Below are 26346 nucleotides of genomic sequence, written 5' to 3'. Positions count from 1 at the left end.
GATCGTCGCGCTGCGCCTGGCCGACCTGACCGCAGGACAACCCAAAAAAAAGCCGGTGCGCCTCATGCGCACCGGCTCCGGGAAAATCCCTGACGTCAGTTCAGCCGATCAATATCCCAGGTCGTTGAGGAACCGCTTGGTGTAGGCCAGCACGCCTGGGCCGCTGTAGGAGTTGCAGATCGGCGAGGCGTAGTCGGACGGCACATCGCACGGCGTATCGCGATCCAGCGACCAGTGGTGCACGCCGGCCAGGCCGTTCTGTGCGGCGTAGAGCGCGACCGTATCGACGTTGTCCAGGGTGAAGATCTCGTCGGCCGTATCGTTGCGGCCCAGCATCGGCGTCACTTCGATGTGCGCCGGCGCAATGCCGTAGGTGTGGCGCAGGTTCTCCACCGCCTGGATGGTCGAAGCCCCCATGTCGCACAGGCCATCGCTCTTGAGTACGCAGTTGGATGCCTGGGCGCGGCCGAAGTCCATCACCATCAGGTTGATGGTGTAGTGCTGCAGGCCGGAGGCCTGCACCGCCTGGATCACCTGGTTGCCCAGCGCATTGACGCCGCCGTAGCTGCCGTCCGAGGCGCCCAGCGTGGCCACGGTGAAGGAGAAGCGCAGGCCCGGGTACTGGCCTTCGGCAACCTTGGCCGCGGCCACCAGCGCATCGGTCTGGGTCTGGGTCTGGCCGCCCTCGATGTCGAAGTCCACGCCGACCATGTGCGGGGTGTAGTAGCGCGCGATGAAGTTGGTCAGGCCCGCGGCGCTGTCGCAGGTGAAGGTACCCGAGGCGCCGCCGGTGGAGATGATGTAGTTCACGCCTGCGCCATCCAGCACCGGGATGTTGGCGCTCTTGAACGCATCGGCCGACACGCCTCCCCAGCTCTCGCTGCCGCACGCGCCAGTGGCGAAGGCCAGCGTCACCGTGTCCAGGTTGGGAACCTGGGTGGAGATCAGGCTGCCCGCACCCGCTACCGGCAAGGCGGTGCCGGTGACCTTGGACTGCATGACGTTGTTGTTCCAGTTGAGGTTGATCGTGACGTCCTTGTACGGACTGAACACGAAGCTGGGATAGGTCGGATTGGTCGGCGTACCGCCATCATCCCCGCCGCCGTTGTCGCCACCATCATCCCCGCCATCGTCGCCACCGCCGGTCGCGCTGCACGCGCCCTGTGAGGTCCACGGCTGGCCCGAACCGGCCGCGCCACTGTGCGTGGCCGGTTCGTCGCCCTGCGTCCACCAGTTGGCCAGGTAATTGGTACCGTTCTCGCTGGCGGTGTTGCCGCCGGTATAGACCGTGGCCGCGCTCCAGGCGGTGGCACAGGCGGCCTGCTGGGCCATGGCCGAACCGACAGGGACTGCCGCGACGGTCGCAGCCGTCACGAGCGTGCCGAGGATGCTGGTGGTGGTGCTGGCGGTGATCATTGACCACAGCACCGAGTTCCTGATGGACATCGCGTCTCTCCAGTTGATGGCACGGCATCGGCGCCGGCCAGGACATCACCCCATCCCCCCCTGCCGGACAGGACCTGAGCACTGCTGGACTGCTTGGCTGCGGATGTCAGGACTGTCACACCCGGCGAAAGCGACGGTGCGTTTGAGAAGACAACGTTGTCAAACACGAACTTTCGGTTATGACGACTCAGTCCCAATGACCTTCCACACGGCTGCAGATGCGTGGAAACAGGTCTTTCGATGACCCTGCTGCGCCAGCGCAAGGCACGAAGATGGCCCACCAGGAAGCACCCGTATGCGGAAATGGACCTGGATGGCACACACGCTGTGTGAGCACCCCGCCACGCGAAGCGTCATTGGCGGACGCGGCCGCACATCAGCTGCAGGATTGCGATCGATGACCGACGCGAGCCACCGATCCCTACGCCGGCCGCGCCCGCTCCGGGCAAGGCCACGGCCTGCCCGGCAGACAGGACATGGCACATGTCGCATCAGGACGACAGGCCGTCGTGAAAAGCAGTCAGCGCCAGGACAGCGCCGGATGCCACTTCATCCCCATGGGCGGGCTGTCAGGAACGCGCGACGGCCCGGCTACCGCACCGCATCAACGCGGACGATGACGCTCCTGCAGCACATTCACCGCATCGGCCAGCGAAAGGCCGCGTGCACGCAGCAGTACGGTGAGGTGATACAGCAGGTCCGCGCTCTCGCCGAGCAGGTCGGCATCGTCCTGCACCACACCGGCCAGTGCGGTTTCCACGCCCTCCTCGCCCACCTTCTGCGCGATGCGACGGATGCCGTCATCGAACAGCTTGGTGGTGTAGCTGCCCGCCGGGCGGTCGATATGGCGCTTGGCGATCAAGGCATCCAGTTCGCCCAAAAATGAAACGTCCGCACAGGGATGTGCGGGCTCTTGCGAGGGACTCGCATCCACTCCTGGCGCATCGGGGAAACAGCTGACCCGATCCAGGTGGCAGGTATTGCCGTGCGGCCGGGCCAGCACCAGCACGGTGTCCGCATCGCAATCCACCTGTACGTCGACCAGGTCCAGGAAATGCCCGGAAGTTTCGCCCTTGGTCCATAGCCGCTGCTTGCTGCGGCTGAAGAAGGTGACGTGGCCGGTGGTGCGGGTGACTTCCAGCGCCTCGGCAGTCATGTAGCCCAGCATCAGCACGCGCAAAGTGTCGGCGTCCTGCACCACGGCCGGCAGCAGGCCCTCGCCCTTGGCCCAGTCCAGTGTTTCGATCTGACTCATGTCGGTTCCTGTATCGGCGCTCAGGCCGCCAGGCGCACGGCGATGCCGTCGTCGGCCAGCGTGCGCTTGAGGTCGGGGATGGCGATGGCGCCACTGTGGAAGACGCTGGCGGCCAGCGCCGCATCCACGTCGGCGTCCTTGAACGCTGCAACGAAATGTTCGGGCGTGCCCGCGCCACCGGAAGCGACCAGCGGCACATGGCATAGCGCACGCGCGGCCTTGAGCTGCTCGATGTCGTAGCCACGACGCACGCCGTCGCTGTCCATGCAGTTCAGCACGATCTCGCCGGCGCCCAGTTCCTGCGCGCGGACGATCCAGTCCAGCGTGCGCAGCGCTTCGGCGCGAGTCTTGGACGGATCGCCGGTGTAGCTGCGCACGCGCCATTGCCCGTCGGCTTCGCGCACCGAATCGATGCCGACCACCACGCACTGCACGCCGAACGCCGTGGCTAGCTCGGTGATCAGCGCCGGGCGTTCCAGCGCCGGGGTGTTGATGGAAATCTTGTCGGCACCAGCATGCAGCACCGCACGCGCGGTCTCCACGCTGCGGATGCCACCGGCCACGCAGAACGGGATGTCGAGCAGGCGCGAAACCTTTTCCACCCAGCCGTAGTCGACCGAGCGCCCTTCCGGGCTGGCGCCAATGTCGTAGAACACCAGCTCATCGGCGCCGGCGTCGCGATAGCGCAGCGCCAGCTCGGCGATGTCACCCATGTCGATGTGGTCGCGGAACTTGACGCCCTTGACCACGCGCCCACCGCGCACATCCAGGCACGGCACGATGCGCCGGCTCAGCATGTCGCGGCTTCCGCAAAGGCCTGCTCCAGGGTGAAGCGGCCTTCCAGCAACGCACGTCCCAGCACGATGCCGCCGCAGCCTGCGATCTTGGCCTGGCTGATGTCGGTGACCGCATGCACGCCGCCCGATGCCTGCACCTGCACGCCCGGCAGCAGATCGACCAGATGGCGATACAGGGTGAAGTTCGGCCCGTTCAACATGCCGTCGCGGGCGATGTCGGTACACAGCAGGTGCTGCAACCCGGCTTCGGCGTAACGCACGGCCAGCTCGTCCAGCGTGGTGCTGGAGGTCTCGGTCCAGCCGTGGATCGGCAGCTGCCACACGCCGGCATCGTCCTGGCGTGCGTCCAGCGCGACCGTGATCCGGTCGGTGCCGAACTCGGCCAGCCAGCCCAGCACTTCCAGTGGCGCACGCACCGACAGCGAACCGATCACCACGCGCGAGGCGCCAGCGTCCAGCAGCGCCATCACGTCACGATGGCCGCGCACACCACCACCGGTCTGCACCTGCATGCCGGTGGTCGCGCGGATCTGCTGCAGCAGCGGCGCCAGCGTGTAACCACCGGCACGCGCCGCATCCAGATCAACCAGGTGCAGCCAAGTCGCGCCCTGGGCGGCGTACGCCTGCGCGGCGGCCAGCGGATCGTCGCCGTAGGTGGTTTCGCGGTCGTAATCGCCCTGGGCCAGGCGCACCACGCGGCCACCACGCACGTCGATGGCCGGATACAGCTGGAACGCGGGGGTCGCATTCTGATTGACGGGCACGGCACTCATGCCAGTCCTCCTTCGATGAAATTCTGCAAGAGCCGGGCGCCAACGGCGGCCGAGCGTTCGGGATGGAACTGCGCGCCGGCCACGCGGCCGCGCTGCACGACCGAAGCAAACACCTGGCCATGCTCGGTCGTGTTGATGCAGTCCTCGGTCACCGGCGCAGCGTAGCTGTGCACGAAGTACGCCTGCGCATCGGCATCGATGCCGGCAGTCAGCGACGACGCGCGACGCGGCACCAGGGTGTTCCAGCCCATGTGCGGGACGCGGATGCCCTCGCCCACCGGCAGCTTGGCCACCGTGCCAGGCAACAGGCCAAGGCACGGCGTGCCGTCTTCTTCGGAGTGCTCGAACAGCAGCTGCATGCCTACGCAGACGCCGAGCAGTGGCGCTTCCAGCGTACGCAGCGTGTCGACCAGCTCCAGTTCGCGCAAACGCCCCATCACCTGCGCAGCGGTGCTGACACCGGGCAGGATCACCCGATCCGCACGGCGGATGACCTCCGCGTCGCCAGTCAACTCGGCTTCCACACCCAGCCGCGCCAGCGCGTAGCGCACCGAGCCGATGTTGGCGCCACCGGCATCCACCAAAGCCAGTCGCATCACAGCGCTCCCTTGGTGGTCGGCAGCTCGGAGCCTTCGCGCTTGATCGCCTGGCGCAGCGCACGCGCCAATGCCTTGAAGCAGCCTTCGACCTGATGGTGGTCGTTGTCGCCACGCACCTGCAGGTTGAGGTTCAGGCCCGCCGCATCGCACAGCGAACGGAAGAAATGCGGGACCAGTTCGGTCGGCAGGTCACCCACGCGCTCGCGCTTGAACGTGCCGTCGAACACCAGGTATGGGCGCCCGGAAAAATCCAGCGCCGCACTCACCAGGCACTCGTCCATCGGCAGGGTGAAGCCATAGCGGCCGATGCCGCGCTTGTCGCCCAGTGCCTTCTTCAGTGCCTCGCCCAGGGCCAGCGCGGTGTCCTCGATGGTGTGGTGCTCATCGATGTGCAGGTCGCCGGTGGTCTGGATGGTCAGCGCGAAACCGCCGTGCTTGCCGATCTGGTCCAGCATGTGGTCGAAGAACGGCAGGCCCGTGTGGATCTTCGGTTCGGCAACCTTGTCCAGGTCGATCTCGACCAGGATGTCGGTTTCCTTGGTTGTGCGTCGCACGCTGGATGTACGCGGCGCATCGGCCAGCGCGTGGGCAATCCCGGCCCAGTCCCACTCGCCGCCGAATTGTTCGGTCTTCAGCTGGAAGCCGCGAATGCCCAGGTTCTGCGCGAACTGCACGTCGGTGTCGCGGTCGCCGACCATGGCCGAGCGATCCAGGTCGATGCCACGATCACGCAGGTAATGCATCACCAGGCCAAGCTGCGGCTTGCGCGTGGGCGCGTTGTCGGCCGGCCAGCTGCTGTCGACCAGCACCTCGCGGAAAGTGATGCCCTGGCTTTCGAAGATCTGCAGCATCAGGTTGTTGGGGCCGTCGAAAGATTCCTGCGGATAGCCTTCGCTGCCCAGCCCGTCCTGGTTGGTGACGATGACGAACTGGAAGCCGGCATCACGCAGCTTCAGCAACGCCGGCACCACGCCACGCACGAAGCGCAGCTTTTCGTAGGCATCGATCTGGAAATCGGCCGGCTCTTCGATCAGGGTGCCGTCGCGGTCGATGAAGAGAATCGGAGTGCTCATGCGGCCACCGCCTGTGCGTTCAATGCAGCCAGCACCCGGGCGTTCTGCTCCGGCGTGCCGATGGTGATGCGCAGCGCATCGTCCAGCTGTGGCGCGGCGCGCTGATCGCGGACGACCACGCCGGCCGCCAGCAACGCGCGGAATGCACGTTCGGCGTCGACGAAACGCACCAGCAGGAAGTTGGCATCCGAGGCGTAGACCCGGCGCACGCCTGGCAACACCGAAAGCGCCGCCTGCAGGCGCGCCCGTTCTGACAGCACCGTCGCCACGCGCTGCTGCGTGGTCGCCAGCGCTGCGGTCGAAAGCCCGGCCACGGCCAGCTCCGCGCATGGCGTCGGGATGGGATATGGCGCCTGGCAAGCGCGCAGCACCGCGACCAGGCGCGGCTCGGCGATGACCACGCCGATGCGTGCCGCCGCCAGCGCGTGCGCCTTGGAAAGTGTGCGCAGCACAGCCAGCTCCGGGAAACGCGAACGCAGGGTCAACGCAGAGTCCACGGCCGAGAACTCGCCGTAAGCCTCGTCCACCACCACCAGCGCACGGCCCTCGAGCCTGGTCAGCAACGCTTCGATCTGTTCCAGCGGGATCGCGCGCCCGGTCGGATTGGCCGGCGAGCACAGGAACACCAGCTTGGCGCGCTGCTCCAGCACTGCCGCGGCAATGCCGTCAATGTCCGGCGCGAAGCCCGCATCGCCGTCGATCAGTGGCACGCTGATCAAGCGCGCGTCCTGCAGCCGTGCGCTCACCGCATACATGCCGAACACCGGCGGCGTGGCGACGATCGCGTCCTGCCCGGCCACGCACAGCGCACGCACCAGCAGGTCGATCGCCTCGTCGCTGCCGCGGCCAATCAACAGTTCGCTTTCTGCACAGCCGTACAGGCCCGCCAGCGCAGTGCGCAGCGCGGCCGGCTGCGGATCGGGATAGCGCCGCACCGAGGCGCTGGCATCGGCCGGATTGGCCCAGGCCGACTCGTTGGCATTGAGCCACACGTCACCGCTGATGTCCTCGGTGCGCGCGGACTTGTAGCCACCAAAGCCGCGCAGGTCGGGCCGGACCAGTTCCAGTACATCCCGCTTGAGTCCCGCGCTCATCGCAGCGCCTCCTTCAGACGCAGGCGCACGGCATTGGCGTGCGCTTCAAGACCTTCGGCCTCGGCCAGCGTCACCGCCGACGGACCAATCGCCACGATGCCGGCCGGCGAGGCCGACTGCACGCTGACGAAATTCTGGAAACTGCCCACCGACACGCCGCTATAGGCATGCGCCGCGCCGTTGGTGGGCAGCACATGGTTGGTGCCGCTGCAGTAGTCACCCAGCGCTTCTGGCGTGTGGTCGCCCAGGAACACCGAACCGGCGGCCAGTACCTTCGGCAGCCACGCGCGCGGGTCACGCAATGCCAGGATCAGGTGCTCGGGCGCATAGGTGTTGCTGATGTCAAAGGCCACGTCGAGCGATTCGACCTTGACCAGGCGCGAAGCGGACAGCGCCTTGCGCGCGATGTCGGCGCGCGGCAGCGCACGCAATTGGGTTTCCAGCGCGACTTCCACGCGCGCCAGCAGCCCGCTATCGTCGGACAGCAGCAGCACCTGCGAATCCGGGCCGTGTTCGGCCTGGGACAGCAGGTCCGCGGCGATGAAGTCCGGGTTGCCGCCGGCATCGGCGATCACCAGCACTTCGGATGGGCCAGCCGGCATGTCGATGGCAGCCGCGCCGGACTGGGCGACCTGCTGCTTGGCTTCGGTCACATAGCTGTTGCCCGGTCCGAACAGCTTGTCGCAGGCCGGCACCGGACCTGCGCCGTACGCCATCGCGGCAATTGCCTGCGCCCCGCCCAGCACGAACACGCGGTGCACGCCGGTCAAGCGCGCGGCGACCAGCACCGACGGATCGGCCGTGCCGTCCTTGCGCGGCGGCGTGCACAGCACGACCTCGCGGCAGCCAGCCAGGCCTGCGGGTACACCCAGCATCAGCGCGGTGGACGGCAACGGCGCACTGCCGGCCGGCACGTACAGGCCAACCCGGCCAATCGGCCGGATGATGCGTTCGCAGACCACGCCAGGCGCGGTTTCCACGGCGTAAGGCTGGGCCATGCCGGCGGTGTGGAACGCAGTGATGCGTGCAGCCGCATCGACCATCGCCTGCTTCAGCGCCGGGTCGATGGCGGCTTCGGCGGCGGCGAACTCGGCTTCGCCGACTTCGAAGGATTCAGGCGCTGCGCCATCGAAGCGCTGGGTGATGGCGCGCAATGCGTCCAGGCCACCGCTGCGGACTTCGTCGATCAACGCGGCGACGGTGCGACGCGTCTCGCCGGCCACGGTCTGCGCCGGGCGCTCCAGGGCCTGCGCCTGGGCGGAGGCATCCAGCGCGCTCCAATCGATGCGCTGCACGGCCAGGGTTTCGTTTTGAAAGGAGGCATTCATGCCAGCGACCGCTCCACCGACAGCACCATCAGGCCGCGCGCACCTGCACGCTCCAGTTCTTCCAGCTGCTGCCAGCTGATGGCGGTGTGGCACATGGTCTGCAGCGACAGGCCTTCGCCGTCATCGCCAGGCAGCTGCACCAGTGGCTCTGCATCGGCCAGCAAACGGGTCAGTGCCGGCACGGTCTCGGCAGCGGCGCGGAACATCAGCAGCTTGCTGTCCTTGAGCTTGAGCACGCCATCCATGCGCCGCAGCAGCATGGCCGACAGGTCGGCGCGGGCATCGTCGAAGTGGCGGGTCGGACCGGCCAGCACGGCCTGGCTGTCCAGCAGCGTCTCGACCGGCTTGAGCTGGTTGGCCAGCAGCGTCGCGCCGCTGGACACCAGATCGCAGATCAGGTCGGCGGTGCCCAGCTTCGGCGCGATCTCGACCGAGCCGGACAGTTCCACCACCGCAGCCTCGACCCCGCGTGCTTCCAGCCACTGGCGCAGGATCGCCGGGTAGCTGGTGGCGATGCGCAGGCCCTGCAGCTGCTGGGCGCCCTGCCATTCCCACGTTTCGGGAATGGCCAGCATCAGCCGGCAGCCACCGAAGCCCAATGGCCGCATTTCGCGATACGCCGCCGGCAGGCCGAGTTCGGCGCGCGCGGCGGCCTGCTCGTTCAACTCATTGCGGCCGACGATGCCGTAATCGCAGACGCCATCGGCGATCAGGCCGGGGATGTCGTCGTCGCGGACCAGCAACAGGTCCACGGGCAGCGATTCGCCGTAGCAGAACAGCTTGTCGCGGCTTTCGCGCCAGCTGAGGCCGCACGCGGCCAGCAGGCTGCGCGCGGGTTCGGCCAGGCGGCCGGATTTCTGGATGGCGATGCGCAAACGGTCGCGCGTCGCATTGGCGACGATGGGAGGCATGGTGGTCTTCAGTTAGTTGGAGGCGCTGGTGCGCGACTGCTGGCGGCGCAGGGCGGCGGCATAGCCACCGGTGCCGGTTTCCAGCGTGCGCGCCACCCGCCCGATGGTGGTGACGCTGACCTCGGTCAGTTCGTGGATTTCGCGGTAGGGAACACCCTTGAGGATCAACGGCACCACGCGCCAGCGGTCGGCCATGGCCTCCAGCTCGGCGGGCGTGCACAGGTCCTGCAGGAAGCCACGCACCTCTTCCGGCTTGGAAAGCCCAGCCAGGGCCCGGGCCAGCGACTGCAGGGCCAGGCTGGCGGTCTTTTCGTCGATCTCGGTACGGCGCTTCATGGCATTCCAATGTAATAACGCGCTATCACGTTAGCACAACAGATACGACGGGACAACCGACTGGGTTAGGCTTGCCGGGAATCGGCCACGGATCTGGCCAGGACCTCGTCGCACAGGAATGACACATGGAAGATCAGGACGCACGACGCATCGCCTGGCTCAGAGGTTTTCCGCAGGCCGCCGCCGCGGTGACCCGCCTACGCCCCGCTGCCCGCGAACGATTCATGATGCAGCTTCGCTTTTCCGGCGACCAATTGGCCGCCTTCAGCCTGGATGAGCTGCGCGCAGTATTGCCAGCGCAAGCCAGGCAGGCACTGCTGCGGGAAATCCTCCTGTCGATGACACCACCAGAGCACCAGGCCACGCTGGAACAACATCTGGAGAACCTGCCTCCTGACGCCGATCTGCACGTCTCTTCCTTCATGCTGTTCGGTACGAACTCCCGGGCAGAAAACAGCGCGTCCCCGTTGAACATCAACGGTGTTGACGCAGAACCCTACGACATCCCCACGCTGCGTCGGCTGCACAAGGAAAATCTGCTGATCGTGTTCGATGCCTTATGCATGATGGAGCCGGATTGCGTATTCACCGGACAAGACCGGCGACCGCTACTCCTCAACGCCTTGCGGACACTGGAGCTGCGCAGAATGGCCACGCTGTGGCGCCTACGACAGGCACAGGCGGCGCTGCTCCGGGCAGGCTGTTACGAACAGGCCGGGCAACTCACCACACGCCATCCGAAGGCGCAACTGCCGGCCATTCCCCACATGCGGAGCACGTGGCGCAAGGAACAGGGCCCGAGTGCGTGGAGGCCCACCGTCAAGAATGGCCTGCTCACACTGCAACGCGACGCATTGGACCTGACCAAGAAGCGTTGGTGGGTCGCCTCGCGAATCACCTATTCGGCGGAAGCAGAAGCGCTCGCCACGCTGCTGCATGAGGACATCTGGAAGAACGTAGGTGACACATTCGGCGGCTGGCTCACGCAGCCCCCGGGTTGCGAGCCGATCGATGCCCTACCCGCCTGGCATCTACGCCACCCTGCAACACCCGCCTGGCCTGCTGGCAACTGGGCGGACTGGCCCTTTCCAAACTGGATAACGCCAATCCTGTTCGTTGCCGGGGACGGAGATGTCCTTGAGCATATTCAAATCGACCACGATCCTGCCAGAGCATTGATCGACCTACTGAAACGCCACAACCTGTCGAGATACTGAAATGAGGACTGCAATGCCTCGACGCACCGAAGGGCGGCGATAGGCCTGGTCCGGAAAGAGCTGGAATTACCCAAGAAAAAGGGCGCCAGCGGCGCCCTTTTCTATTTCGTCAGCTCGCAGGCCCGAGACTCAGCGCCCCGCCAGCGCACTCGCCTGGGCCAGTTCCACGCGCAGGGCCGTGGCCAGCTCGTCGCGCGGGACTTCGAACTGCAGTTCGCGAACCAGGTCCTTGACCGTGACCACGCCACGGGCCAATTCGTCTTCGCCGGCCAGGGCGACGAAGCGGATGCCGGCACGCGAGGCGTACTGGAACTGTTTGCCCAGCTTCTTAGGCTCCATCTGCACTTCGGTATTGATGCCACCGGCGCGCAGACGGCGGGCGATGTCCAGCGACTGATCCAGCTGCGAATCCTCCATCAGCGCAACCATCGCCTGCACGCAACTGACGTCGGCCTCGACGATCAGGCCCGCTTCGCGCAGCTGCCAGAACAGGCGGGTCAGGCCGATGGAGATGCCCACGCCCGGCAGCTTGGACTTGCTGTAGTGGCTGGCCAGGCTTTCATAGCGCCCGCCCGAGCAGATCGAACCAATCTGCGGATACGCATCCAGCTGGGTCTCGTAGACGGTACCGGTGTAGTAATCCAGGCCGCGCGTAATGGAAAAATTCAGGCACCAGGCACTGTCCGGCACGCCCAGCGCCTTGACCAGGGTCAGCACCTCGCGCAGCTCGGCGATACCTTCGTTGAGGACCTCGCTGCCCTGCCCCAGCGCATCCAGCTGCGCCAGCGCGTCGTCGTAACCCACCGAGCGCTTGGCAACGAACGCCAGGATCGTCTCGACCACCTCGACCGACAAGCCGAAGGCATCGCCAGTCAGCGTTTCACGCAAATAGTCCGGACCGCGCTTGTCGAGCTTGTCGACCTCGCGCAGCACCAGCATCTGCTGTTCGCCATCGGCCACGCCCAGGTTCTCGAAGAACCCACGCATCAGCTTGCGGTTGTTGAGCTGCACGGTGAAATCGCCGATCTGCAGTTCGGAGAACACCGCATGGATCACCGCCAGGACCTCAGCGTCGAAACGGATGCTCAACGCATCCTTACCGATCACGTCGATGTCGCACTGGTAGAACTCACGGAAACGACCGCGCTGGGCGCGTTCGCCGCGGTACACGCGCTGCATCTGGTAGCGACGGAACGGGAACGCCAGCTCGTGCTCGTGCTCGGCCACGTAGCGGGCCAGCGGCACGGTCAGGTCGAAACGCAGCGCCAGTTCCGGCAGGCCTTCATTTTCCTGGGCCAGCGCGCCGGTGGACTGGGCGAAATACACCTGGCGTTCGGTTTCGCCGCCGGACTTGGTCAGCAGCACCTCAGATAGCTCGAACACCGGCGTCTCCACCGGCAGGAAGCCGAACCGCTCGTAGTTGCGGCGGATCGTGTCCAGCATGCGCTGGAAGGCGATCTGGTCACGGGGCAGCAGCTCCATGACGCCAGGCGGCGTGCGCGGCTTGATCAAGCGGGTAACTCCGGGTGCGTGGGCCGCATATTCTAGCGTTGACGGGGCCTGCGGCACCGCCGCCGACATCACGCGGGCAAGGCATCGTCATCGAAATGAAAATTCCTCTTGCCGGACCCGCAAACCTTGCTTAGAATGCGCGGCTCCTTCGGGGTGTAGCTCAGTCTGGTAGAGCGCTACGTTCGGGACGTAGAGGTCGCAGGTTCGAATCCTGTCTCCCCGACCAGTTTCAAGGTCACAAGAAGCCTGGAAAACACACGTTTTCCGGGCTTTTTTGTGCGCGAGCGCTTTGCGACTGCTGCACACCCATGAAGACCCGTCGCCGCAACACGCAGACGCCCCCCGTTGGCTCGGCAGGGCGCGGGGCTCAACCGATCGACGGCGGCAAGGGCTCCGGCAGCAGTGCCTGCGACGCGATGCCTTCACGATGCAGGTTGCGGTAACCGGTGGGGCTGACCTGTGTCTGGCTGCGGAAGTGACGCCGGAACGATTCCTGCGAGCCGAAGCCGGCATGTTCGGCCACCCAGTTCAGCGGTCGGTCGGTCGTTTCCAGCAGTTCGCGCGCGAACGCCACGCGCTCGCGGATGAGCCAGTCGATCGGCGACAGCCCGGTGGTTTCCAGGAACTGCCGCTGCAGCGTGCGCTGGCTCAATGCTGCCTGCTCCGACAGGCTCCTGAGCGAATGGTCCTCGTGCAGGTTGCCCCGTACCCACTCCATCAGCCGCGCCAGGCGGGTCGGCTCGCCGACGGGAATGGCGCGGGTGACGCGCTGGCTGCGCTCGGCGTCCCGCCAGGGCGCCAGTACCAGGCGTTCGGCGACCAGGTTGGCCACGTGCACGCCGTAATCCCCACGCACCATGTGCAACATCATGTCCATGCCCGTGGCCGAGCCGGCTGAAGTGATGACACTGCCTTCATCGACGTACAGCACGTCCTCGCGCACCGTCACCGCCGGGAACTGACGGGCCAGGGTTTCGGTGAGGCGCCAGTGGGTAGTGGCGTTGCGTCCATCGAGCAGGCCGGCCCATGCCAGCACGAAAGCGCCCGAACAGATCGAGGCGATGCGCGCGCCGCGCCGATGCGCGCGGACCACCGCGTCCAGCAGCACTTCCGGTGGCCGCTCGGCAGGATCGCGCCAGCCGGGAATCACCACGATATCGGCCTGATCCACCGCTTCAAGCCCGTGCGGCAGCTGCACCAGCGCACTGCCCAGCATCCGCAGCGCACCGGGTTCACCGGCACAGAGCTGGGTGGTGTACCAGGCCACGTCCAGCTCCGGGCGCACCGGCGCGAACAAGCCCACCGCGCAGCCGAATTCAAAGAGTCCCTGCCCGTGGCAGGCGACGATGGCCACCGTGGGTGGTGCATGCGGAATCGAGGGGGAATGCATGGCGCCATGCTAGTGCCGCGCATGCGGACACTGGCGCGCGACTGCTCCTAATGTGATGACGATCCGTCATATCACTGGCGCGATGTGCCGGTGATGTGGCGCTTTCACGCCTGTCTTCGACGGCCGCCAACGCCTTGAATGTGGACGCATTCCAGAACCGGCCTTTCGCCATGCACCGCTCGTCCACGTCGCGATGTTGCCGCCGCGCAGCCCCGCACACCCGCCCCCCCCTGAGCGCCAGCCGTGCCCAGCACGGCGCCTGCCGCAGCGACCCTTCCGCCCCGTCCGCCCAAGAGTCCACATGCCTCCAGCCTTCCGCTCCCCTGCCGCCATACGCTTGCCGGCGCTGCTGCCGCTGCCCTTGTTGATCGCATCCACCCTTGCCATGGCGGCCATGCCGGGGCGGGTCAATGCAGCCGAGCCAGCAGCAGATGCCGAAGCAGCCGCCGCGCCCGCCACCGCATCGACCCTGGATACCGTGGTGGTCACCGGCTCGCGCACCAGCAGTCGCACGGTCAAGAACAGTTCCACGCCGATCGACGTGATCTCTGCTGCGGACCTGGCCGCCACCGGCCAGGCCAACCTGCTGGAAGCCCTGCAGCGCAGCCTGCCTTCGCTGAGCCAGATCGGCGGCTACCAGAGCGACCAGGAAAGCCTGATCCGCGGCTACCAGCTGCGCAATCTTTCACCCGGCTACACGCTGGTGCTGGTCAATGGCAAGCGCCGCAATGCCAGCGCCTATGTCAGTGGCGCCAACGGCGGCGGCTATCCGGGCCATGCATGGACCGACCTGGCCTTGATCCCGGTGTCGGCCATCGACCATATCGAAGTGCTGCGCGACGGCGCATCAGCCATCTATGGCTCCGATGCCATCACCGGCGTGATCAACGTGATCCTCAAGTCGCAGGCGCAGGGCGGTGACGTTTCGGTCGAAAGCGGCCAGAGCATCGACGGCGACGGCAGCCGCACCAGCGTGCGTGCGAACGTGGGGCTGCCATGGGGGCAGGACGGCTTCGTCAACATTTCCGCCGAATCCACCCGGCAGCATCACGCCATCCGTCCCCGCCGCTACATCGACGGTTACCTGAGCTATCCGGCCGTGGATGCCGATGGCAACCTGGTCAAGCTGGGCGCCAACAACAGCCTGCCCGCCGGTGCCAGCCCCAATCCGGCCGAAACCACCCGCAACGACGAAGCCAACACCATCCTCAGCTCGCCTTCGTACGACCTGAAGTCGGCGGCACTGAACGTGGGCCATGGCCTTGGCGCCGATGCCCAGTTCTATGCCACGGCCACGGCCAGCGACCGCACCTCCGAGGCCATCCAGAACTTCCGGCTCCCGGCGACGATCTTCGGCACCTACAGCGCGCCGACCGTCCTGACCGTGTGGCCCGACGGCTTCCTGCCACTGCTCGAAACCAAGGAGCAGCAATACACCGGGACCGGTGGCGTGAAAGGCGTGCTGGCCGGCTGGGATTACGACGTTAGCCTGACCGGCAATCGCGACACGATCCGCACCTATACGCGGCATTCGGCCAATTTCTCGCTGACCTATCCCGATGCGCCAACCGACTTCTACGACGGCAAGGTCGATTACCAGCAGGGCATCGTCAACCTCGACCTGCGCCGTGGATTTGAGGTACCGGCCTTTGCCGCGCCGCTGGACGTCAGCACGGGCGTGGAATACCAGCACGAACGCTACGAGCGCTCACCGGGCCAGTGGGAATCCTATACAGGCTTTGGCGCATCGGCCTTCGTCGGCTACTCCACCGCCGACGCGGTGGAAGCCACGCGCAACAGCAAGGCGGTCTACGTCGGGGCGGCCACCAACATCACCTCGCGCTGGTACCTGGATGCAGCCGCACGCTGGGAAGACCACTCCGATTTCGGCAGCGTGTCCACCGGGCGCCTGACCACGCGCTTCGACGTCACCGAAGCCTTCGGCCTGCGGGCCACGGTCAGCAACGGCTTCCATGCCCCCAGCCTGGGCGCGCAGTACTACCAGGCCACGGGCAGCTGCCCGTGCGGCACAACGCTGGTGGCACAGGTGTCCTCGCCGGCGGCGCTGGCCCTGGGTGCCACGCCACTGCAGCCGGAAAAAGCGAACAACTACAGCCTGGGCGTGACCTGGGACCCCAACCCCGCCCTGCACCTGGCCCTGGATGCCTATCAGATCGACATCCGCAACCAGCTGGGCCAGTCCAGCCAGATCGGCTACAACGCGCAGGACCCGACCCAGATCACCGACAACAGCGGCACGGTGCTCACCGCCGCGCAGAAGCAGGTCATCGACACGCTGCTGAGCAGCGCGGGCATCAGCATCCTCAGCGGCGATGCGTTCTATGCCAGCTACTTCACCAACGTGGGCGACACCCGCACCCGCGGGCTGGAACTGACCCTGGAAGCCAACCAGGACACGCGCTGGGGCAAGTTGCGCTGGAACTACGCAGCCAACGTGGGCCGCACCACCATCCAGAAAGTGCGCGACATCCCGCAGGTGCTGCAGGGCCTGCCCAACATCAACCTGCTTACGTTGAGCAGCGAGTACGCGCTGCGCTATCGCACGCCGGCCTACACCCAGGTGGCCGGCCTTGGCTGGCAGCACGGCCGCTGGGGTACGAACCTGGACTTCACCTGGTACGGGCCGATCAAGCGGCTCAACAACGGCGTCAAGTACAAGCTGCCGCCGGTGCTGGTCACCAACCTGGGTGGCAACGTGGACCTGGGCGCCGGCTGGAGCGCGGCGCTGGGGATCAACAACGTGTTCGACAAACGCACCCGCAAGATCCCCGCCCGCGCCCGCAGCGCCAGCGACATCGCCAGCATCGAGACCAGTTACGACACCGGTGATGTGCTGAGCACCATCGGCGCGTTCTGGTACGGGCGCATCAACTACCGCTTCTGAGGTCGGCCGCGATGCCGGCCATCTCCCTATCCGTGAGGTTTCCATGTCCAAGTCATTGAAGGTCGTGGCGCTGGTCGGATCGCCGACCAGTTCCGCCAACTCCCGCACGCTGCTGCTGGCGCGCCATCTACTCGATGCCTTGCAGGCGCGCCTGCAGCTGGACATCCAGCTGGTGGAACTGGCCGGCATTGCGCGTTCGCTCGGGCAGGCGCTGACCCGCAGCGAACTGGAACCGCCGCTGGAACAGGCCCTGGTCGACATCGAATCGGCCGACCTGCTAATCGTGGCCACGCCGGTGTATCGCGGTTCGTATCCGGGGCTGTTCAAGCATCTGGTCGATTTCATCGCGCTGGACGCGCTGATCGACACGCCCGTGCTGCTGGCCGCCACCGGCGGAAGCGAACGCCATGCACTGGTGATCGACCACCAGCTGCGGCCGCTCTTCAGCTTCCTGCAGGCGCATACGCTGCCGATTGGCGTGTACGCCACGCCCGGCGATTTCGAGGACGATCAGGCCGGCAGTCCCGCGCTGCAGGCACGCATCGCGCTGGCGGCGGATCGGGCGGCCGGGCACCTGGCGCCCGCAGGCGCGGCACGCGCGCCACTGCGCCGGATCGCCTAGGCCGGCGCGGGTGGAACTGCGGCACCTGGCCTTTCTCACCCCGGGCAGCTATCCGCCGGACGATCCGCGCACGGGGCTTGAAGCGGCGCTTGCGCTGATCGCCTTCGGCGAACAACTGGGCTACGACGGCGCCTGGGTGCGTCACCGGCATCTTGAACCCGGCATCAGTTCGGCCGCGGTGTTCCTGGCCGCAGCCAGCCAGCACACCCGGCGCATCGAACTGGGCACTGCGGTCATCCAGCTGGGATATGAAACGCCATTCCGCCTGGCCGAAGACCTGTCGCTGCTGGATGCGCTTGCCGGCGCGCGCCTGCAGGTGGGCGTCAGCACCGGAGCGCCGCCCTTCGCCGAGCTGCTCGGTCCGTTGTTGTTCGATACCGACCCTGCCCGGATCGATTTTTCCCATGCACGCGTCCTGCGCCTGATCGAAGCGTTGCAGGGCAATGCGCTGGGCACCGAAGAGGTGCGCGTGGGCAACGCCGCATCGTTGTACCGGCCGCGCCTGCAGCCGTTCGCACCCGGCCTGGCGCAACGTGTCTGGTATGGCGCCGGTTCGCTCGAATCAGCGCGCTGGGCAGGCCTGCACGGCCTGCACCTGCTGCTTGGCAACGTCAATCGTGCCGAATCGCACGATGACTTCGTCGCCGCCCAATTGCAGCACCTGGCGGTCTACCGCGCCGCCCTGCCCGCGCAAGCCAGCCCACGCATCGCCGCAGGTCGCGTGGTGGTGCCCACCGATGGCGTCGATGCAGCCACCCGCCGCCGGTTGCTGGACTTTGCCGCGCAACGCCGCGCACGCACCGAAAGCCCGCAAGGGCCACGGCGCACGATGTTCGCACCCGACGTGGTCGGCAGCACCGCGCAGATCGTCGACGCGCTCTCGGCCGACCCGGTCCTGCAGCAGGTGAACGAACTGCGCGTCGAACTGCCGTACGAACTTCCCGCAGGCGACTACCGCCGCATCCTGCAAACCATCGTCGAACGCGTCGCGCCCGCGCTGGGCTGGCAGGCGCAACCGCAATCCGCCCAACGCCTGCGGGCCGCGCCATAACGACTGGCGTTCTGCTTATTGCCAACCCGCATTTGCCTGGCCGGATCCGACCGCCGATTGTCGACTTGCGAGGCGAGCCGGTCGACGCGCTTGTCTAGCATCGATGTTCCAACGGCAGGTTCGTGCCGCACGAGACGAGGCATCCACGTGGCCACACAGCAAACCCACAAACCCATCCTGTTCCTGCTGGATCGTGCTTTCGAAGACGGCCAGTTGCCCGGACAGCATTTCTTCTGCAGGCACAGCCTGCTGCTGGAAGGGGCTCTGTCCAGCATCGATGGCCTGGATGCGCAGCTGGACGTGCGCCGGATCGGCTTTGCCCGCCCACGACGCGAAGTCATCGCCGAAATCGGCGACCAGGACCAGTCGCTGCCCAAGCTGGTGTTGCCGCAGGGCGTGCGAACCGAACACGCCAGCGGCACCCATGAGGATCGCCAGTACGTCTCGGGCGCCGAACCGATCCTGGCGGCGCTCAACGGACTGCTCGGCATTCCCGTGGCACATCCTTGAACACGGGGAGCGGCACATGAGCTATCTCATCAGCGTGCTGGACAAGAGTCCGGTGGCCGAAGGCGGCACGCCCGAACAAGCCCTGCGCAACAGCCTGCGGCTGGCCCAGCATGCCGAACGACTGGGCTATCACCGCTATTGGTTCGCCGAACACCACGCCACGCCGCAGCTGGCCAGTCCTGCGCCGGAAGTGCTGGTCGCCTGGGTGCTGGCCCAGACGCGCCGCATCCGCGTCGGCACCGGCGGGGTGATGCTGCGCCACTACGCGCCGTACAAGGTGGCCGAGACGTTCAACCTGCTGGCCAGCCTTGCACCGGGCCGCGTCGACCTGGGCATCGGCAAGGCGCCGGGCGGACTGCCCGCCTCGACCGCCGCACTGGCCGCCGGACGTGCGCCGGTGGGCGACTTCGACCGGCAACTGCACGACCTGGAAGGCTTCATCTCCGGCGCGCTGCCATCCGATCACCCGCATGCCGCGGCGCAGGCACGCCCGACCCCGCAGCTGCAGCCCGAGCGTTTCCTGCTGGGGGCCAGCCCGCAGAGTGCGCAGGTGGCCGCCGAGCTTGGCTGGCGCTTCGTGTATGCAGCGCATTTCGATGGCGACCCGCTGCACATCGAAGCGGCCTTCGACGCCTATCGCAAGGTGTCCAACCAGTCCCCGCTGCTGGCCACGGTCGCCTTCGCCGCGCCGACCAGCGAGGCCGCCGCACGTCATCTGGGCGCGCTACGCATCTACAAGCTGCATCTCGGCCCCGGACAGGCCGTCAACCTGCCCAGCCCGGAAGCCGCCGCCGAATACGCGCGCCAGGTGGGCGTGCACGACTACCGCATCGAAGAAACCCATCCCAGCGTGCTCTCCGGCGATGCCCACCACGTGCGTTCGGCACTGGATGACCTGCATCGCCGCTTCGGCGTGGAGGAATTCGTGCTGGATGCACCGGTGGCCGACATCGATGCGCGCTTGACCTCACTTGAATTGCTGTCGCCCGCGCCGCGCGCGGCGGTGGCCTGACCTTCAGGAGATTCCCATGAGCAAGACCCCGCGCCTCATCCCCTTCGGCATCATGTTGCACGGCCCCGGCGGCCACATGAACGCCTGGAAGCATCCGTCCAATCCGGCCGATGCCAGCGTCAACCTGCCCTTCCTCATCGACATCACCCGCACGGCCGAAGCCAATGGCATCGCCTTCGGCTTCGTGGCCGATGGCCTGTACATCAACGAAAAGTCGATCCCGCACTTCCTCAACCGCTTCGAGCCGATCACCGTGCTGTCGGCGCTGGCGGCATCGACCACGAAGATCGGCCTGGCCGGCACGCTGTCCACCTCCTACAGCGATCCGTTCACCGTGGCCCGACAGTTCGCCTCGCTGGACCTGATCAGCGGCGGACGCGCGGGTTGGAACGTGGTGACCTCGCCGCTGGAAGGCTCCGGCCGCAACTACGGCCGGCCGCATCCCGAGCACGCACTGCGCTATCAGATCGCCGACGAGTATCTGGAGGTCGTGCAAGGCCTGTGGGATTCGTGGGATGACGGTGCCTTCGTGCGCGATCGCGACAGCGGCACGTTCTTCGCACCCGACAAGTTCCGCCGGCTGGACCACAAGGGCCGCTTCTTCCAGGTGGAAGGCCCGCTCAACATCCAGCGCTCGGCGCAGGGCCAACCGGTGATCTTCCAGGCCGGCGCCTCGGATGACGGCATCGCGCTGGCCGGCAAGTACGCCGATGCGGTCTTCACCCACGGACCTTCGCTGGAGGAGACCCGCGCGTTCACCCAGAAGGTGAAGAACGCCGCGATTGCCCATGGCCGCAGCGCCCACGACGTCAAGATCTTCCCCGGCATCGGCCCCATCGTCGGCCGCACCGCCGAAGAAGCCGAAACCAAGTACCAGGCCATCGCCGCACTGGCCAACCTGGACGATGCGCTGGCCTACCTGGGCCGCTTCTTCGACCACCATGACTTCACCCGGTACGACCCGGATGCGCCGTTCCCGGAGCTGGGCGACATCGGCGCCAATTCCTTCCGCTCCACCACCGACAAGATCAAGCACGATGCGCGCGAGCGCGGCCTGAGCCTGCGCCAGGTCGCGCAGGAATCGGTGAGCCCGCGCCCGCAGTTCATCGGTACCGGCGAACAGGTTGCCGACGAACTGATCCGCTGGTTCGAAGCCGGCGCCAGCGATGGCTTCATCCTGGGCTTCGGCGTGCAGCGTGAGGGCCTGGACGACTTCGTGGCGCTGGTCCTGCCAGTCCTGGAAGCGCGCGGCTATCACCGCAGCACGCTGGAAGGCAGCACGCTGCGCGACCACCTGGGCCTGCCGCCCAAGCCCAGCCGATACGCCGCGCAGGATGTCCCTGCGCAGAAAGCGAGCTGAGGACAGACGCCGATGAACATCCTGCGCCATCCGCCGCTCGACACCGGCGTGCTGCCCCAGATCGCCGCACGTGCCGACGACGCCATCGGCATCCGCCACGACCTGCATGCACATCCTGAACTGGCCTTCGAGGAACACCGCACCAGCGCGCGCGTGGCCGAACTGCTGCAGCAGTGGGGCTACCAGGTCACCACCGGCGTGGGCGGCACCGGCGTGGTCGGTACGCTGGCGCGCGGCCAGGGCAGCCGCAAGCTGGGGCTGCGCGCGGATATCGACGCCCTGCCCATCCATGAAGAATCCGGCCTGGGCTATGCCAGCCAGCACGAGGGCCTGATGCACGCCTGCGGCCACGATGGCCACACCGCCATCCTGCTCTCGGCCGCGCATTACCTGGCGCACCACGGCCGTTTCGACGGCACCTTGCAGCTGGTCTTCCAGCCGGCCGAAGAAACCGGCTCCGGTGCGTCGAAGATGATTGCCGATGGCTTGTTCGAGCGCTTCCCGGTCGATGCCATCTACGGCCTGCACAACTGGCCAGGCGTGCCGACTGGCCACTTCGGTTTCGTCGAAGGCCCGGCAATGGCGTCGGTGGACTGGGCGCGCCTGCGCGTCATCGGCAAGGGCGGACACGGCGCCGAGCCGCAGGGAAGCGTCGACCCGATCCTGGCCGCCGCCCACGTGATCACCGCCCTGCAGAGCGCGGTGTCGCGCAGCATCGATCCGCGCCAGATGGGCGTGGTCACCGTGGGTTCGATCCATGGCGGCAAGGCCGCCAACGTGATTCCCGACGAGGTGGAACTCAAACTCACCGTGCGTGCGTTCCTGCCGGAAGTGCGCGAAACCCTGCGCAAGCGCGTGACCGAACTCGCCCAATCCACCGCCGCGGCTTTCGGTGCACGCGCGGAGATCGAATTCCCACGCGGCTTCCCCAGCGTGATCAACCACCCGGCCGAAACCGCCTTCGTGCGCCAGGTGGCGCTGGAAGGCTTCGGCGCCGATCAGGTGGTTGAAGGCTTCGCGCCGCGCACGGCCAGCGAGGATTTCGCCTTCCTGCTGCAGGCCAGGCCGGGAAGCTTCGTCTTTGTCGGCAATGGCGACAGCGCGCCGCTGCACAGCCCGCGCTACGTGTTCAACGATGCGGCCATCGCGCCCGCGGCCAGCCTGTGGGCGCGGCTGGCCGAACGCTACCTGGTGGAGGACGTCGCGTGAGCGAACGCTTTGTCTATACCTCGGTGAACGATCCGCTAGCCAAGCCACTGTTCGATGGGCTGGAGCATGAATACGACACGCGCTATGAAGACGTGCGGCGCAGGATCGGCGGCACCGCCCGCGAGGAACTGGAGCGCTACCCGGCCGAGGCGTTCGCAGCGCCGGTCGGTGCGTTCGTCCTGCTGCTGCGCGATGGCCAGGCGATTTCCGGTGGCGCGTTCATGCCACATCGCGATCCGGACACCACCGAGTTCAAGCGCATCTGGACCCTGCCCGGCCTGCGTCGCCAGGGCATCGCACGGCGCGTGCTGCAGGAACTGGAGGACCAGGCCGTGCGCCAGGGCTATCGACGCGTATTCCTGACCACCGGCTTCCGCCAGCCCGAGGCCGTGGGCCTGTATCTGAGCCATGGCTACACCGCGCTGTTCGACCTGCAGGCCGACCCTGAAACCGTCGCGCACCTGCCGTTCGAAAAACACCTGCCCTGGGCCACCCAGATCGCGACACCTGCGATCCAGGCCCAGCACGGAGCCCATGCATGAGCACGCCATCGGTTTCCACCTTGGCCGAGGTCAGCGCGCGGCCGGCACCCTCCGTCCTGCGCATCGTGCCGGCCCGGCACCCGCTGCAGCTGTTCGGCACCCTGCTGGGGTTGGCGCTGGTCCTGATCACCCTGCAGTCGGTGCTGGGCAACCCGCGTTGGGGCTGGGGCACGTTTGCGGAATGGTTCTTCGCGCGCCCGGTGCTGGAAGGCTTGGCGCGCACGCTGTGGCTGACGGCGCTGGGCACGTTCTTCGGCTTCTCGCTGGGCACGCTGTTGGCGCTGGCGCGCGTTTCCGGTTCACCGTTGCTGTCGGCGGTGTCCTGGGGCTACGTCTGGCTGTTCCGCTCGATCCCGCTACTGGTGCTGCTGTTGCTGCTCAACAACCTGGGCTACCTCTACAGCACCATCTCGCTGGGCGTGCCGTTCACCGGCATCAGTCTGTTCTCCTACCCGACCACGCAGCTGATCGGCGTGTTCACCGCTGCGGTGCTGGGACTGACGCTGAACCAGGCCGCGTTCTCGGCCGAGGTCATCCGCGGCGGCATCCTGGCGGTGGACCATGGCCAGTACGAAGCGGCGGCTGCGCTTGGCTTGCCACGCAGCCGCCAGATCCGCCGGATCATCCTGCCGCAGGCCATGCGTTCGATCCTGCCGGGCGCGTTCAACGACGTGATCAACCTGGCCAAGGGCACCTCGGTGGTCTATGTGCTGGCGCTGCCGGAGCTGTTCTACACCGTGCAGGTGATCTATCGCCGCAATCTGGAAGTGGTGCCGCTGCTGATGGTCGCCACAGTCTGGTATCTGCTGATCCTCACGGTGCTGTCGCTGGTCCAGCAGCGGGTGGAACGCCGCTTCGCCCGAGGCCAGCTGCAGCGTGAGCGCAGGGTCTCCAGCGTTCCCGCACGTCCTGCGCCCACCGTGGCCGATACCGCGCACGCAACCGCACGCATCGCCAGCGTTGTCCCCGCGGCAGCGCACACAGGCGCCGCGGTATCGCTGCAGGGCGTAAGCAAGTCCTTCGGCGATCAGACGGTGCTGGACCAGGTCAACCTAGAGCTGAAGGCCGGCAGCGTCACTGCATTGATCGGCCCATCCGGCGCCGGCAAGTCCACCCTGCTGCGCCTGATCAACCATCTGGAGCGCGCCGACACCGGTCTGGTCAGCGTCGACGGACAACTGGTGGGCTACCGGCGCGAAGGCGACACCCTCTACGAACTGGCCGAAAGCGAGATCCGCCGCCGCCGTGTCGAGGTCGGCATGGTGTTCCAGGGCTTCAATCTGTTCCCGCACATGACCGCGCTGGAAAACATCGTCGAAGCCCCCCTCGCCGTGCGCGGCATCCCGCGTGCGCAGGCCGAGCAGCAAGCCCGTGCGCTGCTCGAGCGCGTAGGCCTGGCCGAGAAAGCCGATGCCTATCCGCGCCAGCTTTCCGGTGGCCAGCAGCAGCGCGTGGCCATCGCCCGTGCACTGGCCCTGCAGCCCCGGGTGCTGCTGTTCGACGAGCCGACCTCGGCCCTGGACCCGGAACTGGTGTCGGAGGTATTGAGCGTCATCGAGGAACTCGCACGCTCGGGCACCACCCTGGTCATCGTCACCCACGAACTGGGCTTTGCCCGCCGCGTGGCCGACAGCATCGTGATGATGGATCAGGGCCGGGTGATCGAGCAGGCGCCGCCGGAAGTGCTGTTCGAACGCCCACGCCAGCAACGCACCGCCGATTTCCTGGCCAAGACCCTGTAACCCGCGCTCTCCACGCAAAGGATGTCCATGAGCACCCCACAGAAACGGCGCCTGCCCGGCAGCACCGTGTTGATCGCCCTCGTCCTGGTCGCAGGCATCGGCGCGATCGTCTACACCCGTACGCGCCACACCGCCGCACCCGAGGCTGCGCCCACCGACACCACCTCGACATTGGCCGCGGCCGATGCGCCGCCGCTGGCCGGAACCCCCGATGCCAAGGCCAGGGCGCTGATCCCGGCGGACTACAAATTCGTCACCCCCGGCACGCTCACCATCGCCACCCACCCCGGCATGTTGCCGCTGGGCGACTACGGTGCCGACAGCAAGCGCATCGTCGGCGTGGAACCGGACATCGCCCAGCTGACCGCCGATGGCCTGGGCCTGAAGCTCAAGCTGGTGGACGTGGCATGGCCGGACTGGCCGCTGGGACTGGAGTCAGGCAAATACGACGCGGTGATCTCCAACATCACCGTCACCGAGGAGCGCAAGAAGAAGTTCGACTTCTCCAGCTACCGCTACGACCTGCTGGGCATCTACACCCGCACCGATGGGCCGATCCAGAAGATCGAAAAACCCGCCGACGTCGCAGGCCTGAAAGTTGTGCTGGGCGCGAGCACCAACCAGGACCAGATCCTGCGCGAGTGGGACAAGCAGAACATCGCCGCCGGCCTGGCGCCGGTCCAGTACCAGTATTTCGACGATGCGGTGGTCGGCCGGTTGGCGGTGATCACCGGCCGCGCGGATGTCTCCTTCGAACCCAATGCCACTGGCGCCTATGCCGCGCGTGACGGCAAGGTGCGCCGCGTGGGCCTGTTCCCGGGCGGCTGGCCCAGCGCCGCGGCCATCTCGGTCACCACCCGCAAGGGCAGCGGCCTGGCCGATGCCATCACCCAAGCCTTGAACGCGCAGATCGCCAGCGGCACCTACGCCAAGGCGTTGGCGCGCTGGAATCTCACCGAGGAAGCCGTACCCCGCTCCGAAACCAATCCGCCGGGGCTTCCCAACTTCTGAGCGCGCCTTGCCGGACCCGGCAAGCCGATCCGGCACCTGCCACCCCGATCATGTGAACGCAACGCTGTGTGGATCGGCGCGCTCGACTCAATCCTGGCGCACACCGGCCGCCTGCTGGCGCCGGTGCCGGTCCGGGGCGGCCAGGGACGGTGCCAGGTCGAGTCCATCCAGTGGGCGCATGTCGAACAGGTTGCTCAACCGCAGTTCGATTTCCTCGGCCAGGCGCATGGCCAGTTCGAACTGCTCACCAATGAAGGGGAACGCGTCGTCCGGATCACGCAGATGGCCGACGCCCTTCCGGTCGAACGCGTGCTGCATGGACTCAATCCCCTGTAGCACCAGGATCAGGTCCTGCAACAAGGCGCCATTGCGGCCAAGCATCGGGAGTTGCGGGATCAACCGTCGCAGTTCCTCCGGCACCTTGGCGGCACGCCGGGCGGCTTCTCCGAAAAAGATCGCGTGGGTGCCGGCACCCTTGAGTTCGAGCACTTCGCCAACGCCATCGACGACCTGCTTGCAGGCCCCAGTGGCCAGCAACGCCAGGCTGCGCGCCTTGAGGCGCTCCAGCGCCGCTTCGGCTTTGTGCTGGCGACGGCGGTAACGCCACGGCACCACGATCGCCACGCAGATGGCCAGCACGGAAAACACCGC

Annotated in this window: 24 protein-coding genes and 1 tRNA gene; 12 read left to right on the top strand and 13 right to left on the bottom strand. The window is 66.9% G+C overall.

Annotated features, from left to right (window positions below; all coding sequences use genetic code 11):
* Window positions 1-108 precede the first annotated feature (108 nt).
* The 10 genes from O8I58_RS01565 to O8I58_RS01520 form a co-directional block, all read right to left on the bottom strand.
* Window positions 109-1446, bottom strand: a complete 1338-nt coding sequence (locus tag O8I58_RS01565) for a carbohydrate-binding protein (RefSeq protein ID WP_298320089.1) — start codon at window positions 1444-1446, stop codon at window positions 109-111.
* Between the two features lie 604 nt (window positions 1447-2050).
* On the bottom strand, window positions 2051-2701 hold the full coding sequence (gene hisIE / locus O8I58_RS01560; RefSeq protein ID WP_298320086.1) for a bifunctional phosphoribosyl-AMP cyclohydrolase/phosphoribosyl-ATP diphosphatase HisIE: 651 nt from the start codon (window positions 2699-2701) through the stop codon (window positions 2051-2053).
* A gap of 20 nt (window positions 2702-2721) precedes the next feature.
* A complete protein-coding gene (gene hisF, locus O8I58_RS01555) occupies window positions 2722-3498 on the bottom strand; it encodes an imidazole glycerol phosphate synthase subunit HisF (protein ID WP_298320084.1) in 777 nt (258 codons plus the stop codon).
* Window positions 3492-4271, bottom strand: a complete 780-nt coding sequence (gene hisA, locus O8I58_RS01550) for a 1-(5-phosphoribosyl)-5-[(5-phosphoribosylamino)methylideneamino]imidazole-4-carboxamide isomerase (protein WP_298320083.1) — start codon at window positions 4269-4271, stop codon at window positions 3492-3494. Before hisA ends, hisF begins: the two co-directional genes overlap by 7 nt.
* The gene (hisH, locus tag O8I58_RS01545; protein WP_298320082.1) at window positions 4268-4870 is read right to left on the bottom strand and encodes an imidazole glycerol phosphate synthase subunit HisH; all 603 of its coding nucleotides are present in this window, start codon (window positions 4868-4870) and stop codon (window positions 4268-4270) included. Before hisH ends, hisA begins: the two co-directional genes overlap by 4 nt.
* A complete protein-coding gene (hisB, locus tag O8I58_RS01540) occupies window positions 4867-5943 on the bottom strand; it encodes a bifunctional histidinol-phosphatase/imidazoleglycerol-phosphate dehydratase HisB (protein ID WP_298320080.1) in 1077 nt (358 codons plus the stop codon). Before hisB ends, hisH begins: the two co-directional genes overlap by 4 nt.
* Complete coding sequence (gene hisC / locus O8I58_RS01535) at window positions 5940-7037, bottom strand: histidinol-phosphate transaminase (protein ID WP_298320078.1); 1098 nt, start codon at window positions 7035-7037, stop codon at window positions 5940-5942. The genes hisB and hisC overlap by 4 nt, the downstream gene beginning before the upstream one ends.
* On the bottom strand, window positions 7034-8332 hold the full coding sequence (hisD, locus tag O8I58_RS01530) for a histidinol dehydrogenase (RefSeq protein ID WP_298322631.1): 1299 nt from the start codon (window positions 8330-8332) through the stop codon (window positions 7034-7036). The genes hisC and hisD overlap by 4 nt, the downstream gene beginning before the upstream one ends.
* Before the next feature lie 29 nt (window positions 8333-8361).
* Entirely contained in the window at window positions 8362-9276 is a 915-nt protein-coding gene (hisG, locus tag O8I58_RS01525) for an ATP phosphoribosyltransferase (RefSeq protein WP_298320076.1), read from the bottom strand.
* A gap of 12 nt (window positions 9277-9288) precedes the next feature.
* Window positions 9289-9612 (bottom strand): YerC/YecD family TrpR-related protein, encoded by a 324-nt coding sequence (locus O8I58_RS01520; protein ID WP_298320074.1) that lies wholly within the window; start codon window positions 9610-9612, stop codon window positions 9289-9291.
* Window positions 9613-9737: 125 nt separating this feature from the next.
* On the opposite strand from O8I58_RS01520, the gene O8I58_RS01515 reads away from it, so the two are divergent.
* Entirely contained in the window at window positions 9738-10829 is a 1092-nt protein-coding gene (locus O8I58_RS01515; RefSeq protein ID WP_298320072.1) for a hypothetical protein, read from the top strand.
* 129 nt (window positions 10830-10958) lie between these two features.
* On the opposite strand, the gene hisS is transcribed toward O8I58_RS01515, so the two are convergent.
* On the bottom strand, window positions 10959-12341 hold the full coding sequence (hisS, locus tag O8I58_RS01510; RefSeq protein WP_298320070.1) for a histidine--tRNA ligase: 1383 nt from the start codon (window positions 12339-12341) through the stop codon (window positions 10959-10961).
* 149 nt (window positions 12342-12490) lie between these two features.
* Between hisS and O8I58_RS01505 the strand changes: the two genes are divergently transcribed.
* Window positions 12491-12567 (top strand) — tRNA-Pro (locus tag O8I58_RS01505).
* 141 nt (window positions 12568-12708) lie between these two features.
* On the opposite strand, the gene O8I58_RS01500 is transcribed toward O8I58_RS01505, so the two are convergent.
* Entirely contained in the window at window positions 12709-13731 is a 1023-nt protein-coding gene (locus tag O8I58_RS01500; RefSeq protein WP_298320068.1) for a helix-turn-helix domain-containing protein, read from the bottom strand.
* A gap of 301 nt (window positions 13732-14032) precedes the next feature.
* On the opposite strand from O8I58_RS01500, the gene O8I58_RS01495 reads away from it, so the two are divergent.
* The 10 genes from O8I58_RS01495 (at window position 14033) to O8I58_RS01450 (ending at window position 25695) form a co-directional block, all read left to right on the top strand.
* The gene (locus O8I58_RS01495) at window positions 14033-16636 is read left to right on the top strand and encodes a TonB-dependent receptor plug domain-containing protein (RefSeq protein ID WP_298320065.1); all 2604 of its coding nucleotides are present in this window, start codon (window positions 14033-14035) and stop codon (window positions 16634-16636) included.
* A 43-nt stretch (window positions 16637-16679) separates the two neighbouring features.
* Window positions 16680-17258, top strand: a complete 579-nt coding sequence (msuE, locus tag O8I58_RS01490) for an FMN reductase (protein ID WP_298320063.1) — start codon at window positions 16680-16682, stop codon at window positions 17256-17258.
* Between the two features lie 10 nt (window positions 17259-17268).
* The gene (locus O8I58_RS01485) at window positions 17269-18309 is read left to right on the top strand and encodes an LLM class flavin-dependent oxidoreductase (protein WP_298320062.1); all 1041 of its coding nucleotides are present in this window, start codon (window positions 17269-17271) and stop codon (window positions 18307-18309) included.
* 147 nt (window positions 18310-18456) lie between these two features.
* Entirely contained in the window at window positions 18457-18819 is a 363-nt protein-coding gene (locus O8I58_RS01480; protein ID WP_298320061.1) for a DUF3088 family protein, read from the top strand.
* Window positions 18820-18835: 16 nt separating this feature from the next.
* Window positions 18836-19831, top strand: coding sequence for an LLM class flavin-dependent oxidoreductase (locus O8I58_RS01475; protein ID WP_298320059.1), 996 nt, complete (start codon window positions 18836-18838; stop codon window positions 19829-19831).
* Between the two features lie 16 nt (window positions 19832-19847).
* Window positions 19848-21191 (top strand): LLM class flavin-dependent oxidoreductase, encoded by a 1344-nt coding sequence (locus tag O8I58_RS01470; protein ID WP_298320057.1) that lies wholly within the window; start codon window positions 19848-19850, stop codon window positions 21189-21191.
* A 12-nt stretch (window positions 21192-21203) separates the two neighbouring features.
* The gene (locus O8I58_RS01465; protein WP_298320055.1) at window positions 21204-22400 is read left to right on the top strand and encodes a M20 aminoacylase family protein; all 1197 of its coding nucleotides are present in this window, start codon (window positions 21204-21206) and stop codon (window positions 22398-22400) included.
* On the top strand, window positions 22397-22942 hold the full coding sequence (locus O8I58_RS01460; protein WP_298320053.1) for a GNAT family N-acetyltransferase: 546 nt from the start codon (window positions 22397-22399) through the stop codon (window positions 22940-22942). Before O8I58_RS01465 ends, O8I58_RS01460 begins: the two co-directional genes overlap by 4 nt.
* Window positions 22939-24684: an amino acid ABC transporter permease/ATP-binding protein gene (locus tag O8I58_RS01455; protein ID WP_298320051.1), complete on the top strand. Its 1746-nt coding sequence runs from the start codon at window positions 22939-22941 to the stop codon at window positions 24682-24684. The genes O8I58_RS01460 and O8I58_RS01455 overlap by 4 nt, the downstream gene beginning before the upstream one ends.
* A 27-nt stretch (window positions 24685-24711) precedes the next feature.
* On the top strand, window positions 24712-25695 hold the full coding sequence (locus O8I58_RS01450; RefSeq protein ID WP_298320049.1) for an ABC transporter substrate-binding protein: 984 nt from the start codon (window positions 24712-24714) through the stop codon (window positions 25693-25695).
* 87 nt (window positions 25696-25782) lie between these two features.
* Here the strand turns inward: O8I58_RS01450 and O8I58_RS01445 are convergent, their stop codons facing one another.
* Window positions 25783-26343, bottom strand: coding sequence for a hypothetical protein (locus O8I58_RS01445; RefSeq protein WP_298320047.1), 561 nt, complete (start codon window positions 26341-26343; stop codon window positions 25783-25785).
* Between the last annotated feature and the right edge of the window lie 3 nt (window positions 26344-26346).

The organism is Pseudoxanthomonas sp., assembly GCF_027498035.1.
GTDB lineage: Bacteria > Pseudomonadota > Gammaproteobacteria > Xanthomonadales > Xanthomonadaceae > Pseudoxanthomonas_A.
The sequence above is the reverse complement of the archived record's forward strand: the minus strand, read 5'-3'. Positions and strand labels throughout refer to the sequence as shown.

Coding starts and splice junctions, on each gene's coding strand:
- O8I58_RS01565 (WP_298320089.1), bottom strand. CDS start 1,446: ATGTCCATCAGGAACTCGGTGCTGTGGTCAATGATCACCGCCAGCACC.
- hisIE (WP_298320086.1), bottom strand. CDS start 2,701: ATGAGTCAGATCGAAACACTGGACTGGGCCAAGGGCGAGGGCCTGCTG.
- hisF (WP_298320084.1), bottom strand. CDS start 3,498: ATGCTGAGCCGGCGCATCGTGCCGTGCCTGGATGTGCGCGGTGGGCGC.
- hisA (WP_298320083.1), bottom strand. CDS start 4,271: ATGAGTGCCGTGCCCGTCAATCAGAATGCGACCCCCGCGTTCCAGCTG.
- hisB (WP_298320080.1), bottom strand. CDS start 5,943: ATGAGCACTCCGATTCTCTTCATCGACCGCGACGGCACCCTGATCGAA.
- hisC (WP_298320078.1), bottom strand. CDS start 7,037: ATGAGCGCGGGACTCAAGCGGGATGTACTGGAACTGGTCCGGCCCGAC.
- hisG (WP_298320076.1), bottom strand. CDS start 9,276: ATGCCTCCCATCGTCGCCAATGCGACGCGCGACCGTTTGCGCATCGCC.
- O8I58_RS01520 (WP_298320074.1), bottom strand. CDS start 9,612: ATGAAGCGCCGTACCGAGATCGACGAAAAGACCGCCAGCCTGGCCCTG.
- O8I58_RS01515 (WP_298320072.1), top strand. CDS start 9,738: ATGGAAGATCAGGACGCACGACGCATCGCCTGGCTCAGAGGTTTTCCG.
- O8I58_RS01500 (WP_298320068.1), bottom strand. CDS start 13,731: ATGCATTCCCCCTCGATTCCGCATGCACCACCCACGGTGGCCATCGTC.
- O8I58_RS01495 (WP_298320065.1), top strand. CDS start 14,033: ATGCCTCCAGCCTTCCGCTCCCCTGCCGCCATACGCTTGCCGGCGCTG.
- msuE (WP_298320063.1), top strand. CDS start 16,680: ATGTCCAAGTCATTGAAGGTCGTGGCGCTGGTCGGATCGCCGACCAGT.
- O8I58_RS01475 (WP_298320059.1), top strand. CDS start 18,836: ATGAGCTATCTCATCAGCGTGCTGGACAAGAGTCCGGTGGCCGAAGGC.
- O8I58_RS01470 (WP_298320057.1), top strand. CDS start 19,848: ATGAGCAAGACCCCGCGCCTCATCCCCTTCGGCATCATGTTGCACGGC.
- O8I58_RS01465 (WP_298320055.1), top strand. CDS start 21,204: ATGAACATCCTGCGCCATCCGCCGCTCGACACCGGCGTGCTGCCCCAG.
- O8I58_RS01455 (WP_298320051.1), top strand. CDS start 22,939: ATGAGCACGCCATCGGTTTCCACCTTGGCCGAGGTCAGCGCGCGGCCG.
- O8I58_RS01450 (WP_298320049.1), top strand. CDS start 24,712: ATGAGCACCCCACAGAAACGGCGCCTGCCCGGCAGCACCGTGTTGATC.